The following is a 13389-nucleotide window of genomic DNA, read 5'->3' as shown; positions in this document are numbered from 1 at the left end:
GACCGTGGAGCCGAGGAATTAGGCCGCCCACGTGGCGGTATTTCAGGTGGTAGGCCGCTGTTACCTATCGGCTCGAAATCACGATGGTCGTATTTACTTTCAAACAGGATAACGGAAGCGCTTATTGTGTATGCAGAGAACGTGTTACTTGAGATGGGCCGGCGAGGGAGGGAATCCGTGCAGCGGAATCCGGTCCAGGGGAAGGTAGGGGTTGCCTAACGAACATGTCGGAAACAGAAGTCGGACGGAGGGGGGAAACGGCAGGGGAACCGAGCGGCGCTCGGCCAGCCGTCGGCATCATCGCCACCGCCGACAACGGTGGCGTCGTCGCCGCGGCGATGCTTCGTGCGCTCGATTGCGGCCACCAACCGATGGTCATCGCAACCGAACCGGATGTCCCGGGCGTCCGGTTCGCCCACCAACTCGACGCTACTGTCGTCGCTTCACCGGAGGGACGATGCGACGAGACGCGGCTGTGGGACAGGCTCTCCACGGCCGCCCGGTCGGACGGCTATCCGGGGCTGTTGCGACACAATACCCCCGACCGCGCAATCGATTACGAAGCTAGCCGGTCGGCGCTCGAAGCCGCCGACAGTTTTGCTATCGAGCCGGAACTGGCCCCCCGGGTCGAGCAAGACACCGAGGTGCTCGCCGCGATACCGGCGTACAACGAAGCCGGCGCCATCGGGGACGTGGTCCAGGAGGCGACGACCATCGTCGACGAGGTGGTCGTCGTCGACGACGGGAGCATCGACGAGACGGTGACGGAAGCCCGCGAGGCAGGCGCGACCGTCATCGAACACGAGCGAAACCGGGGCTACGGCGGCGCGCTGAAGACCGCCTTCTCCGAGGCGAAGCGTGCGGGCGCCGACCACCTCGTCATCCTCGACGGCGACGGCCAACACGACCCCCACGACATCCCGGAGTTGGTCGACCAACAGCGGTCCGAGGGGACCGACATCGTCATCGGGAGCCGCTTCGAGGAGGGCTCCGAGACGGACCTGCCGCTGTACCGCAAGTTCGGGCTCCGGGTCGTGAACCTGCTGACGAACCTCTCGCTGGGCGTGGTCCGCTCACGGTCGCGCATCGGCGACACCCAGAGCGGGTTCCGTGCGTACAACCGGCAGGCCATCGAGTCGCTGGCCGAGGACGACGGCATCGGGAACCACATGGGCGCAAGCACGGACATCCTGTATCACGCCCACAGCCGTGGCTACGACGTCGAGGAGGTCGGAACGACTATCGACTACGATGTCGAGGATGCGAGCAGTCAGCACCCGCTGTCCCACGGGATGCATCTCGTGAGCAACATCCTCCGGACGGTCGAGCGCGAACGGCCGGTGACGGTGCTCGGCATTCCGGGCTTTCTGAGTGCCGTCATCGGCCTCGGATTCGGCTATCTTACGTTCTCGAACTTCCTCAACTCGGGGGTGTTCCCGCTCGGGATGGCGCTCGTGTCCGTGTTCTTCACGCTCGCCGGCATCTTCGCGGCCTTCACCGCGATCATCCTCCATTCGCTGGAGACACACACGGAGTGACCGGCAGGACGCTCCCGAACGTTCAGACTACTCCGACTCGGCTTCTTCCTCGTCATCTCCATCATCGGGCGACCCGTGGGTACCGGTCGGGTCGTCGAGGTCGATGACGACGAGGTCGTCGTCGGACAGCTCGGGGTCGTACTGGGTCGTCACCTCCGGGATCAGCTCGAACCGTTCGAGGAACGCCTTCGGAGCGATGGTTCCCCCGGAGTCCGTCTTCGTGATGGTGTAGGCCGCCTCGTCGGCGTCCTTGTCGTCGACCGGTTCGATGCCGACCTGGTTCTGCTCCTCGTCGAAGTACATGACGGCGCCGTCGCTCTCCACGAAGTACTCCTCGATAGCGGCCTGATTGACGCCGATACTGCCGGATTTCCGAATCGAGATCATCGGGTCCGCACCAGCGGGCCGCCCGCGTCCGCTCCCGGCCTCGTCGAATTTTTCGAATCCCATTTTCCATTTCTTCGTGGGAGCGGTACTTTACTATTTGGGTGATTTGTTTTGATGCATGTCGAATAGGACTCGATTACGAGAGTATCACAAGCCTATTTGTTCAGTATTTTTATCCCCTGGCTGAACTTACCGTCCGTGGACATTTCGGGGGATTGTTGCCCAAACGTGATATGAATATGGTTCAATTAAATTACAGATACACGACATAATTTAAAAGACACTATATGCATGCCAGAAATCGGAAGGGAGACGGCGTGTGCGTACCCGACGATGAAGGCTTCAATACGGGCTGGAGGGGTGGTACTCCTTGCCGGTCTTGTGATCGCCGCCCTGTCGTTGGGCGGTGTCGTCTTCAGTGGAACAGTTATCGGTGCCAAGAACGTCCACGACGGGTCCATCACGGACCCCACGACGGGTGAGCCGATCTACGCCGCAAACAGTAGCGAGAAGAAATCGATCACGTACGGCTACCAGGTCGACAACGTCACGAACTCCGGGGAATCGGTGGAACTGTACCTCACGTTCCCCAACGAAATCAACAGCTCCGCTGGGAAACTCTCCTCGTTCAGCGCCAACGTGACGTGTCTCTGTGGCGGTAGTCCGTCGTCGGTCAGCGTTTCGTCGAGTCCCTCCATCGTCGATGGACCCGACGGTGACGGCGTGAAGGAAACGGTCAAAATCGGTGTGCAACCGAGCAAACGTGACAAACCCATCGACCTCGTCGTGAACTTCACCGGGGACGCGACCTACCCCGACGTGAACACCAACCGCGAGTACATGCTCAAGGGCGCGGTCATCGAACCGAACAACGATGTCAAGCCGCCGACTACGTTCGACACGATAACCGTCGCCGGCGGTCTGTACGCCGAAACCGGGAACTCGTCGAACATCGGCGACACGACGGCGACGCTGAACGGCAACCTCTGGAACCTTAACGGCTCCTCGAGTGCCGATGTCTCGTTCGTGTACTGGAAGCAGGGCCAGAAGTCCTCCACGAAGCAGAAGACGACCGTGAAGAGCGTCGCCTCGACGGGCGGGTATTCGGTCGACGTCAGCGGACTCGACACGGGGACGACCTACGTGGTCCGAACGCAAGTCCAGACATCGGAGGAGTCGTTCGAAGCGATCAATACGGACACGTTCACCACGACGGGCGCGACGGACACTCCGACGGACACTGCGACGGATACCGCGACGGATACCGCCACGGACACTGCGACGGATACCGCCACGGATACCGCCACGGACACCGCCACGGACACCGCCACGGACACCGCCACGGACACTGCGACGGACACCGCCACGGACACCGCCACGGACACTGCGACGGACACCGCCACGGACACTGCGACAGACACCGCCACGGACACTGCGACGGACACCGCCACGGACGACGGTTCGTCGAGTGACGGCTCGACGGACGATGGTTCGACGAATGATGGTTCGACGAATGATGGCTCGACAAATGACGGCTCGACAAATGACGGCTCGACGGACGACAGTTCATCGAGCGACGGCTCGTCCTCGACGGACTCGCCGACGGCCACGTCGACTCCGACCCCCGATGACAACAGTACGGACGCCGATGGGACATCCGACGGGGAAGAGACCCAACAGCCCGACGACGAGACGACACCCGACGAGACCGACTCGCAGACCGACGAGTCGACTGACTCACCGTCGCCGTCGGCAACCGAGGAGTCGGACCAGCAGGTCGCAACCACGGAGGACCCCAGCGGCACCGACACGCCGACCGGGGGAGCAGGACCCGGCTTCCCCGCACTGGTGGCGATACTGACCCTGCTCGGTGCCGGCTACCTCGGTATCCGGGGTAACTGACACCCGCGGAACCCCCACCGTAGCGGCTCCTTCTATGGCCTCAAGCGCTGAGTAGCCTACAATGACGACCAGCGACTGACTGGTCGCTTTCGCCCGGCGCAGTCGGAGGCTTCGCCGACTCCTCCGTCACCGGCGAATCACCGCGTCGCTCGCCGGCCGAACACGAACACGAGCAACGCGAGCAGCGCCGACCCGGCGATCGTCTCCAGCGTAGCAAGCAACCGGGCGAATCCGACCGGCTGGACGTCGCCGTAGCCGAGCGTCGTGAACGTGACGACGCTGAAATAGAGGCTATCGAGTAGCGTCTCGCCGACTGCTGCGGTGTTCCAGTAGGTGACGACGCCGCTGTCGACCTGCAGGCCGAACAGCGGATACAGGAGTGCACACACGAGAACCGCGATTCCCGTCGAGCCGACGACCCGCCACGGGCTCTCGCCGTACAGAAGCGTCGCGCGGGTGAGTTTCGCCCGCGACCAGCGGGCGGCCGCGACGGCCCGCTGCTTCGGTGCATTCGCGTGGCGCGTCGCGTGCCAGTGTTCCTTCAACGAGAGGTCCTGCCGACGAACGAACGATTTCGCCTGCAGTCCGGGGCGGGCAGTGGTCCGGCCCAGTTCCTCGAGCGACTGATAGACGCTTTTCGCCCTGTCGAGGCGAGCGTGGCTGCGGTCGCCCTCGTTCGAGTCGGGCCGGTCGCTCTCGGTGCCGAACTCGGGGTCGTAGACGCAGTACTTGTTCGAGGAAGTCGTGAACTCGTAGCCTGAGTCGGCCACGTCGTCGTCTGGATGGCCCAGAAACTGGGTCTCGCGGTTGACGCGGACATCACCGAGGACCGTACCGTACAGTTTCGCGCCCCGCAGGTCGGTGCCGAACAGCGCCGCCCGGCTCAACAGCGCCGACTCGAAATCTGCCGTGCGGCAGTCGGTATCGCTGAACGCCGCATCGGTCAGGTCGGCACCTGTGAAGACGGCTCCCTCGAGAACACAGTCCCTGAAGTCGACCTGCTCGGAGAACCGCGTGCGATAGAAGCTCGGGGGCTCGCCGAACGTGGCGAACCTGAAGTTCGTCTCCCCACCGAAGACCGTCTCGTCGAACGTCGCCTCGCCGTCGACAGCTATCTTGAAGAAGTTCGCCTTCCCGCCGAACGCCGCTTCCAGCACGAGCAGGTCGCCGCCGAACGCGGCCTTGCCGAGATTGAGCTCGCCACCCGTGGCGTATTTGAAGCTCACGTCGCCCTCGAACTCCGTACCGAAGAAGTTCGCCTCCGCGGCGAACGTCACCGTCGAGAAGTCCGCCTCGCGGAACGTGGCCTCGATGAACGTCGCTCGCGCGTTGAACTCCCCGACGGCGAACGTGGTGCGTCCCTCGGCGGTCACGTCCTTGAACGTCGCCTCCCCGTCTATCACGACGCGCTCGAAGTTCGCATCCCCGCCGAAGGTCGCGAACCGGAACGTCACTGCCTGGAACGCGCTGCGCTCGAACGTGGCCGTCTGATGGAAGTCGGCGCTTCGAAACGCCGCGTCGCCGTGGACGGTGGCGTTCTCGAAGGTGGTTTCCCCCGCACACTCGACACTGGCGAACTCGATGTCGGCGTGGAACGTCGCGGCTCTGAAATGGACCGCCCCGTCGAACGCCGCGTCGTAGAAATCTGGCGTGTCATGGAAAACTGCCTCGTCGAACCTGATGTCGCCGTCGACGCGCGCCTCCCGCACGTTCGTCTCACAGTCGAACGTCGCGCGGTCGAACTCCAGATCCCCGCCGAACTGTGTCTGTTCGAGGGTCGTCTCGCCGTTGAACGTCGTCTTCCTGAGGTCGGCGTCCCCCGCACAGGTGAGTTTGTAGAAGCTCACGCCGTTCTCGAACGTCGTATCGGTGAACTCGGCTGTTGCGTCGAACTCGGCTTTCAGAAACGAGGCCTGTCCCTCGACCGTCGCGTTGGTGAATATCGCCTGCTCGTGGAACGAGGCGTACTCGAAATACGCCGACCCGAACGAGGTGAAATCGAACTCGGCATCGCCGCCGAACGTGGCTCGCTTGAACCGGGCTACGTCGCCGAACTCGGTGAACAGGACGCTCGTGTCCCGTGTGAAGACGGCGTCCTTGAAGTTCGCGTCCGCCTCGAACTCGGCGTTTTCGAAGCGACAGCCGCCGTCGAACAGGGCCGCACGAAACGTCGGCTTCCCGGTGAACCGGACACGCTCGAAGGCGGCGTCGCCCTCGAACGTGGCTCCCGCCAGCCGGAGCGACTCGACATCGAACCGCACGTCCGTACAGGTCACGTCGCCCTCGAAGACGGCATGCGAAAGGTCGATGTTTGCGAGCGTCTCGCTCGGGAACTCGTCGGCCCCGCTCAACTCGAGTGTGCCAACGCGGGCCCCGAGCAATCGACAGGAAGCGGCCCCATCGTCCGCGTCAGCGTCCGCGACCGCCCGCTTGATTGCCCCGAGAAGGGCACTCGTTTCTGCCGGTTCGTCCGGGGGCTGTCGGTGAAACGCACAGCGGTCGGCCTCCCCCTCCGTCGGCTGTGGACACCGCCAGACGCCAGCGTCGTCCAGAGCGTCGTCGTCGATGTGGCAGTCATCCGTGCTTCTCGGCCACGTCTCCGGGCGGTCCGGATCGAGCACGTACTCGCAGCTCCCCCCACTCTTTGCCATGCAGACATCAGGCGGTGCCGGCCCTTGAAAATAGCCCACCGGATGGCAGCGCCTCGGCGATAGCTCCCGCGGTGGCGCTGCTCGCTTGGCAGCCACGGAAGGCCGTTCTCCCCGCTCTCGGGTCGTCGTGAAGACGCCGGTTTGCAAGGCACTATGGTGAGCGCATCCATAGTTCGGGTAGCGAATACCCCGATGGACACGCGCAGTACCGTCACCGGTCGCCCCGGCTCCCGGTGGTTCTCCTCATGAGCGCCGCCGTCGACATCATCCAGATCGTCGTGACGATCATGGGACTTGGCGTCGCCGCACAGGTGCTCGCGGACCGGCTCCGCGTTCCGAGCGTCGTATTCCTCATCCTTGCGGGCGTGCTGGTCGGCCCAGAGGGGCTCGGGCTCATCACGCCCGCCATCTTCGGGGACGCACTCCAGGCTATCGTCGGGTTGAGCGTTGCCATCATCGTGTTCGAGGGGGCGTTCCACCTCCGTATCGACCGCATCCGCGGCGCCCAGCGGGAGACGCTCCGGCTGATAACGTTCGGCGCGGTCGGGTCGCTGGTCGCTACCGCACTCGTCGTCCACTACGTCCTCGGGACACCGTGGGACCTCGCGTTCCTCGTCGGCGCGTTGCTCGTCGCGACCGGACCGACGGTAATCACCCCGATAATGAGCGTGGTCCCCGTCCGTGAGCGGGTCGCCTCGACGCTGGAGACCGAGGGCGTGGTCAACGACGTCACGGCGGCGATTCTGGCTATCGTCATGTTCGAGTACGTCCTCCTGGGCTCTCAAGGGCTCCCGACGCTCGTCCGCGAGTTCGCGCTCAGGTTCGGCCTCGGTATCGCCGTCGGCGCAACGGTCGCGGGTGTGCTGTGGTACGTCCTCCGCTACGGGACGCAGGCGGTCGAGAACGCCCCACAGAACGCCCGGCTGATGGTGTTGGTCTCCTCGCTGACGATGTACGGCATCGCGGAGGTGCTGGGAGCGGCGCTCGGCGCCGCCGAGGCCGGCATCGCGGCGGTCGCGACGGGCGGGTTCATCCTCGGCAACGCCGACATTCCGTATCGCGACACCATCGAGCAGTTCAAGGGCGATGTCTCGCTTCTGGTCATCTCGTTCGTGTTCATCACGCTCGCGTCGTTGCTCTCGCTGGAGGACCTGCTCGGCCTCGGCGCCGGGGGCCTCGTCGCCGTCGTCCTCATCGCGGCCGTCATCCGGCCGGCGGTCGTCCTCCTCAGTACGGTCGGTGACCGACTGACGCTCCGGGAACGCCTGTTCGTCAGCGCACTCGGGCCACGTGGCATCATCCCGGCGTCGGTGGCGACCCTGTTCGCGCTGGAACTCCAGTCGACGAACCCCGCCGCGGCGACGACGCTCGTCGGTACGGTGTTTCTGGTCATCTTCGTCACCGTCGTGTTTGAAGGGGGATTGGCCCGTCATATCGCCCAAGCGCTGGACGTGATTCCGATGCGTACGATCATCGTCGGCGGTGGCCGAGTCGGTCGAGAGCTAGCTGAGCGGCTCGAGCGCCGGGGCGAGGAGGTCGTCATCATCGAGCGGAAGCAAGCCGTCGTCGAGGAACTGCGTCAGGCGGGGTTCACGGTCCACAGCGGCGACGGCACCGACCAGGACGTGCTCGAGACGGCCGGCATCGGGAACGCGAAGATAGCCGCCGTGGCGACCCGGGACGACGACGTGAACCTCCTTGTCGGCCAGCTCGCGCGGAACACCTACGACGTGGAGACGGTCGTCGCCCGCGTCAACGAGCCGTCGAACCTCGACGCCTTCGAGGATATCGACATCGAGGCCATCTCGACGTCTATGTCGGTGGCGTGGTCGATGGACAACGTCATCGAGCGGCCCGGTATCTCCCAGTGGATGCGGGAACTCGACCAGGACGGCGACGTACAGGAGGTGGAGGTCTCCTCGAACGAGCACGCGGGCAAGACCGTCGCGGAGTTGACCGACGAGCTCCCGGAAGGGTGTCACCTCGCGCTCATCAGCCGGGACGGCACCAACCGGCTCCCGCATGCCGACGACCGGGTCGAGATGGGCGACCATCTGACCTTCATCGGCCACAGGGCGGCGGTCAGCGACGCAATCTCGTACTGTACGTCGTAGCCACCGGCCGCGATGGCTGGGCTAGATACGAACTCCAGTGACGTGGCGGCGTCCACGGTCGCATACCTGTAACTCCCACCGCTCGGAATTCTTCAACAGTCGGTCGGAGGAGGATGTCAACGTCTGGTCCGCCTGTGACCTCCACATCGGGCCCGTTCGGGAACCGGTAGCTATCACCGTCGAACCGTCGAACACGACTCTCTCAGCATATTTATGCCGACAAAATTTACTAGAAAGATATTTGTTTCAGTAGCATGTCCAGTCGATACTGTATGTCCGAGTCGGGGGATTCACACTGGACGCCCGAAGAGGGGGTGGCGGTGGCGTACGACTGTCCTGACTGCGAGTTTTCACGCGTCGACAGTAGCCTGCGACACCAGTTCAAGCGGCACCTGATGACCGAGCACGACTACTCGGTCGGGGAGGCAGAGCGGATCATCACTACCCAGTAGGTGTTCCCGCACCGGTAGTGGTGGCCGGCCATCGGAACGGCGCACAGATGCCCGGCCTCTCACAGTCGGTCGGGGTCGAGCATGGGGCGCGGGTAGTCGACCCCGACCTCGACGCCGTAGGTCGCCTGCAGTCCCTCGTTCATCGTCCAGGGCTGGTGGGCCATCTCCGCCGGCAGGGGGTCGAGTTCCGGACACCACGTTTTCACGTACTCGGCGTGTTCGTCGTAGCGCTCGGCCTGCGAGAGCACGTCGAACGAGCGGTTCCGCGAGTCGTTGCCGACGCCCGCGATGTACGCCCAGTTGCCGTAGTTCGAGCCCGGGTCGTAATCGACCAACTGCGTCTCGAAGTATGCGGCCCCCCGCCGCCAGTCGATCCGGAGGTCGTTCGCAAGGAAGCTTGCGGCGTTCTGTCGGGCCCGGTTCGACTGGTAGCCCGTCGCGTTCAACTCCCGCATCGCGGCGTCGACGAACGGGATACCCGTCTCGCCGTCCGCCCACCGTCGGAACGCCGTCTCGTCGGTTCGCCAGTCGATGTCCGTCCGGTCGCGGATGCCCTCGCGAGTGAACAGCGTCCCGCCGTGTTTGCACTGCTGGAACTGGAAGAAATCGCGCCACCGGAGTTCGAACACCAGCCAGTATGTGGAGTCGTTGGCCACCCGCTCGGCCTCGTACGCCTCGACCGTCTCGAACACCGTCCGTGGCGACAGACAACCCTCGTTGAGCCACGGCGACAGCTTCGAGGAGAAATCCGCACCCAGCAGGCCGTTCCGGCTCCGTTTGTACTCTCGGAGTCGGTCGCGGTCCCAGACGTACTCGTCGAGACGGTCGAGCGCCCGCGACTCACCGCCGGTGAACGGCAGGACGGCACGGTCGTCGGTCGGCGGCTCCTCGAGGCCTACGTCGGCGAGCGTCGGCACCGCTCCGCGGTCGGGTGATTTCTCGGGTAACGGTGGCAGGTCGGGCGTGTCCACGGGCTCCCGGACCCGGCTATCGGCTTCGATTTGCTTCCGGAACGCTGTGAACGTGTCGTCGATTTCCGCTGGCGGGACCGGCAGGTCGTCGACGTGGTGGAGCGTGTGGGTCCAGTGTGTCTCCACGGGTGCGTCCAGGGCTCCCCGGACGCGGTCGAGTTGTCGGCGCTCCTCGGGGGCCGGGAGTCGCTGGCAGTGTACCGCGTCGGCGTCGACCGCCGACGCGAGGTCGGCGAGTTGCTCGGCCGGGTCGCCCTGCCGGACGAGCAGGTCCGAGCCACGGTCGGCCAGCCGTTCGCGGAGGCCCGAGACGGATTCTCGGCGGAATCGGGTCCGATGGGACCCGGTCTTCTGGAAGTGGAACGACTCCGAGCCGCCGTACGCCTGCTGACCGTACTGTGTGGAATCGACACAGTACACCGGGAGCAGGCGGTCCGCGTCAGCGGCCGCCCGTAGGGTCGGGTTGTCGTGGAGCCGCAGGTCCCGTCGCACCCAGTAGAGTGCCGTCGACATGCGAGGGGCTTGGCCGCGACCGACTTGGGTGTTGGCGAAGAGGAATCGACTGGACGCGCTCGTCGACGACGATGGCCTGCAGTCAGAGATGGTCCGAGACGCTCCGCGACTCGGTGTGGTATCTACCCCTTGAGACGGATATCCCCGTTCTTCCGAACGGTGATTTCGTAGCCGCAGTACCGGAACCGTACGTACTGCTGGGGGCCGTCGTCGCTCGTGTCGAGCAGCATTTCGAGGACCTCGTGGTCGACCGCCTCCTGAAGCGGTGGCAGGTCGTTCGTGTCGACCCCCTCGCGGGCCGCTACTGCTCCGATGATTGAGGCGACGGCACTGCCCGCATCGTCGACGTGAGCCGTCGTCGAGCGAGCGAGTGCAGCAATCTCGACGTCCCACATCTTCGTCTCGTCGCCTCTGGCGACGGGCCAGCCGCCCCGAACGTCGACACCGTTCGTATCTGCCTCGGTCACGAGCGCCCGAAGGGCTTTCTGGAACCCGTCTTCGGTCGTAACGGCGGGAACCGAGGCTCTCCCGGGCGCCTCCTCGTCGTCCATGGACGCTCACTCTCTTTGCCGGGATAATAGGGATTGTGTCGGCAGAGGCCGGTTGCTAGCTGAATCACCCTTCCTCTTCGTCGCTTGCGGAAGGGGACTCCGCTACCGCGTCAGTTGAAGTTCCGGACTGTCGAAGCTTCGAGCAATGATTCACCCATCGATTCTCCAGGTGACGGCCCCTGCCGGAAGCGTCATCACGGTGGTACAGACGCTCGCGTTCGGCGTGATAACCGTCGCCGCGAGCGTGCTCGTCTACTACCTCGCGGTGTACGTGCGCGACATCCTCGTCGAACCGTACCGCGACCGGTGGCGCTATCTGGTCGTCGGCGTCGCCGCGGCAGTCGTCTACGGGCTCGCGGGACTGACGGGGGTGTTCACCGACCTGGAGGCGGCCTCGACCTTCCGCATCGGAGCGACGCTGTTCTTCTTCCTGTTCAGCGCCGTCGGCGTCCGGGCGCTGTACGGCTCGGTCCGCGTCGACCGCGACGGCGTCGAGTCCGTGGACGTCCCCGGCTGGGCGTGGTACGTCGTTCTGGGCGTGGTCATCGTCGCGTGGTGGGGGGCGTATCTGGTCGCCACGCCGGATGTCGTCGCGCTCGTCGAGACCGTGGGGCTCGCGGGTGCCGTCAGCTACACGCTCGTCTACGCGGTGCTGACCGTCCGCGACGCCGAGGGGACGAGCATCGCCGCGGTCGTCCGTCAGTTCGTCCCCGCGCTGTTGAGCTTCGCCGCCGTCGTAATCGCCGAACAGGCGGGCCAGTACACGCCAGTCGACCCGGCCGTCGTCGTCGGCGTCGAACTCGTCGGGACCGTGCTCGTCGGCGCGTTCCTGTTCACGACCGCGGTGGCGATTCGCCAGCAAGGCGGCGAACTCAGCCGGCTGTACGACCAGACCACCTGGCGCCAGCAGAAACTCGAGTGATTACCTCGCTAGCCCCGACTGCGCTGCGAGCCCGGAGCCGTGTCGGCCCGGCGTGCCCTCCGGACGTTCCCTCCCGCGTGGGCTGGCTCTGAACCTCCGTACCGGGGCGTGTATCGAGGACCTCCTTGCCGGGGCGTGTATCGAGGACCGCGCCCGCTGTCGGTCGACCGTCACGGAAAGTTTAACTCATTCTACATTAATGGGTCGAATATGGCCCCGCCGACGACCGTGCTCCTCCCGACCACGACGGAGTCGCCGGTGATCGAGGAGCTCGCTGCACAGCTCGACGGCGCCGACGAGTTGCTGGTGATCTGCGACCACGAGACGGATCCCGCCGCCGAGTACGCTCCCCGGTTCCGGAACACGCGAGTCGTCGTCGCCGGCGACCCCTCGGGCTGTTCGGGCAAGGCACACGCCATCGCCACGGGGATGGAGGAGGCGAGCCACGACCGCGTCGTCTGGACCGACGACGACTTCCACCATCCGCCCGGCTGGCTCGATGCGTTCCACGAGGCCTACGAGACGCACGGTCCCGTCTCCGAGCTGTACTTCTTCGAGGGGACCGGCCCGCTGTCGACGTTGCTCGAACCGATATACGCCATCGGTGGGACCCTCGGAACCTACGCCGACGACAGGGCCTGGGGCGGCGCCGTCATGTTCGAACGGGACGACCTCGACTGGGGGTCGTTCTGTCGTGACCTCCGGCGGACGGTGAGCGACGACGGGCTCCTCTCGGAGTATCTGGACACGACGTCGCTGAAGCGCGTGCGACGGGTCGAGATCGGCGGGAACTACCGCGAGACGCTCGAGCGACACGTCCGGTGGATGCAGATCGTCCGTCGGCACGACCCGCTGGACGTCGTCGTTCTGGGGGCCGTCACGACGCTTCTCGCGGCGTTGTGTCTGGTGGTGCCCGTCTTTGCGGGACCGGGCGTGACGTTGCTGGCGGCGGGCGTCTACGCCTACGTCGGCGTCCGTCGCTGGACGTTCCTTCTCGCGTATCCGGCGATCCTCGTCCAGGTTCCCCTGTTGGTGTACGCGCTCTCTCGTGACACCTTCGAGTGGGCCGGCCGGCGCTACCGCTGGCACAGCAAGTTCGACGTCGAGATCGTCTCCTAACTACTCGAGTCGGGCCGTCCGCCGGAAGACGACGACCATCCCGGTGAGGACCGTCGCGTAGGCCAGCGCACCGAGGCTCGTCCCGAGGTCGGCCGTGGCGGTGAGCGCGTATCGCGCGGGTCGCCGCACGACCGCGGCGATGACGGGCGTCGCTGGGCTCGGGCTACTCCAGAACGCCGCTACCGGCTTCTGTGGGGGCAACTGGCTGTTCGGCATCGACACGACGGACGGCTAATGGTCGCACGTACGCTCCGCTCGGGTGACCGCCA

At 65.2% G+C, this 13389-nt stretch carries 11 protein-coding genes; 7 read left to right on the top strand and 4 right to left on the bottom strand.

Annotated features, from left to right (window positions below):
• The first annotated feature begins 224 nt into the window (after nucleotides 1-224).
• Nucleotides 225-1538 (top strand): glycosyltransferase family 2 protein, encoded by a 1314-nt coding sequence (locus NL112_RS17925; protein ID WP_255150215.1) that lies wholly within the window; start codon nucleotides 225-227, stop codon nucleotides 1536-1538.
• 27 nt (nucleotides 1539-1565) lie between these two features.
• On the opposite strand, the gene NL112_RS17920 is transcribed toward NL112_RS17925, so the two are convergent.
• On the bottom strand, nucleotides 1566-1988 hold the full coding sequence (locus NL112_RS17920; RefSeq protein ID WP_255150214.1) for a hypothetical protein: 423 nt from the start codon (nucleotides 1986-1988) through the stop codon (nucleotides 1566-1568).
• A 228-nt stretch (nucleotides 1989-2216) separates the two neighbouring features.
• Here NL112_RS17920 and NL112_RS17915 point away from each other — a divergent pair, with 228 nt between their 5' ends.
• Nucleotides 2217-3827, top strand: coding sequence for a hypothetical protein (locus tag NL112_RS17915; protein WP_255150213.1), 1611 nt, complete (start codon nucleotides 2217-2219; stop codon nucleotides 3825-3827).
• 137 nt (nucleotides 3828-3964) lie between these two features.
• On the opposite strand, the gene NL112_RS17910 is transcribed toward NL112_RS17915, so the two are convergent.
• Nucleotides 3965-6478 (bottom strand): pentapeptide repeat-containing protein, encoded by a 2514-nt coding sequence (locus NL112_RS17910; protein ID WP_255150212.1) that lies wholly within the window; start codon nucleotides 6476-6478, stop codon nucleotides 3965-3967.
• A gap of 245 nt (nucleotides 6479-6723) precedes the next feature.
• Here NL112_RS17910 and NL112_RS17905 point away from each other — a divergent pair, with 245 nt between their 5' ends.
• The gene (locus NL112_RS17905; RefSeq protein ID WP_255150211.1) at nucleotides 6724-8592 is read left to right on the top strand and encodes a cation:proton antiporter domain-containing protein; all 1869 of its coding nucleotides are present in this window, start codon (nucleotides 6724-6726) and stop codon (nucleotides 8590-8592) included.
• Between the two features lie 272 nt (nucleotides 8593-8864).
• Nucleotides 8865-9044 (top strand): hypothetical protein, encoded by a 180-nt coding sequence (locus NL112_RS17900; RefSeq protein ID WP_255150210.1) that lies wholly within the window; start codon nucleotides 8865-8867, stop codon nucleotides 9042-9044.
• A gap of 59 nt (nucleotides 9045-9103) precedes the next feature.
• On the opposite strand, the gene NL112_RS17895 is transcribed toward NL112_RS17900, so the two are convergent.
• Nucleotides 9104-10528 carry a DASH family cryptochrome gene (locus NL112_RS17895; protein ID WP_255150209.1) on the bottom strand — a complete coding sequence of 475 codons (1425 nt, stop codon included), beginning with the start codon at nucleotides 10526-10528 and terminating at the stop codon, nucleotides 9104-9106.
• 122 nt (nucleotides 10529-10650) lie between these two features.
• A complete protein-coding gene (locus NL112_RS17890; RefSeq protein WP_255150208.1) occupies nucleotides 10651-11079 on the bottom strand; it encodes a HalOD1 output domain-containing protein in 429 nt (142 codons plus the stop codon).
• Nucleotides 11080-11224: 145 nt separating this feature from the next.
• Between NL112_RS17890 and NL112_RS17885 the strand changes: the two genes are divergently transcribed.
• The 3 genes from NL112_RS17885 to NL112_RS17870 all read left to right on the top strand — a co-directional run bounded on the left by NL112_RS17885 (nucleotide 11225) and on the right by NL112_RS17870 (nucleotide 13355).
• Entirely contained in the window at nucleotides 11225-12001 is a 777-nt protein-coding gene (locus tag NL112_RS17885; protein ID WP_255150207.1) for a hypothetical protein, read from the top strand.
• A gap of 210 nt (nucleotides 12002-12211) precedes the next feature.
• Nucleotides 12212-13120 carry a glycosyltransferase family 2 protein gene (locus NL112_RS17880; protein ID WP_255150206.1) on the top strand — a complete coding sequence of 303 codons (909 nt, stop codon included), beginning with the start codon at nucleotides 12212-12214 and terminating at the stop codon, nucleotides 13118-13120.
• Nucleotides 13121-13214: 94 nt separating this feature from the next.
• Nucleotides 13215-13355, top strand: a complete 141-nt coding sequence (locus tag NL112_RS17870) for a YgaP-like transmembrane domain (protein WP_350356137.1) — start codon at nucleotides 13215-13217, stop codon at nucleotides 13353-13355.
• The last annotated feature ends 34 nt before the right edge of the window (nucleotides 13356-13389 follow it).

Source organism: Halorarius halobius (assembly GCF_024298865.1).
GTDB lineage: Archaea > Halobacteriota > Halobacteria > Halobacteriales > Haloarculaceae > Halorarius > Halorarius halobius.
The sequence above is the reverse complement of the archived record's forward strand: the minus strand, read 5'-3'. Positions and strand labels throughout refer to the sequence as shown.

Excerpts from the sequence above, each read along its gene's own strand:
- NL112_RS17925 (WP_255150215.1), top strand. The coding sequence starts at position 225 with ATGTCGGAAACAGAAGTCGGACGGAGGGGGGAAACGGCAGGGGAACCG.
- NL112_RS17920 (WP_255150214.1), bottom strand. The coding sequence starts at position 1,988 with ATGGGATTCGAAAAATTCGACGAGGCCGGGAGCGGACGCGGGCGGCCC.
- NL112_RS17910 (WP_255150212.1), bottom strand. The coding sequence starts at position 6,478 with ATGGCAAAGAGTGGGGGGAGCTGCGAGTACGTGCTCGATCCGGACCGC.
- NL112_RS17885 (WP_255150207.1), top strand. The coding sequence starts at position 11,225 with ATGATTCACCCATCGATTCTCCAGGTGACGGCCCCTGCCGGAAGCGTC.
- NL112_RS17880 (WP_255150206.1), top strand. The coding sequence starts at position 12,212 with ATGGCCCCGCCGACGACCGTGCTCCTCCCGACCACGACGGAGTCGCCG.
- NL112_RS17905 (WP_255150211.1), top strand. The coding sequence starts at position 6,724 with ATGAGCGCCGCCGTCGACATCATCCAGATCGTCGTGACGATCATGGGA.
- NL112_RS17890 (WP_255150208.1), bottom strand. The coding sequence starts at position 11,079 with ATGGACGACGAGGAGGCGCCCGGGAGAGCCTCGGTTCCCGCCGTTACG.
- NL112_RS17895 (WP_255150209.1), bottom strand. The coding sequence starts at position 10,528 with ATGTCGACGGCACTCTACTGGGTGCGACGGGACCTGCGGCTCCACGAC.
- NL112_RS17915 (WP_255150213.1), top strand. The coding sequence starts at position 2,217 with ATGCCAGAAATCGGAAGGGAGACGGCGTGTGCGTACCCGACGATGAAG.
- NL112_RS17900 (WP_255150210.1), top strand. The coding sequence starts at position 8,865 with ATGTCCGAGTCGGGGGATTCACACTGGACGCCCGAAGAGGGGGTGGCG.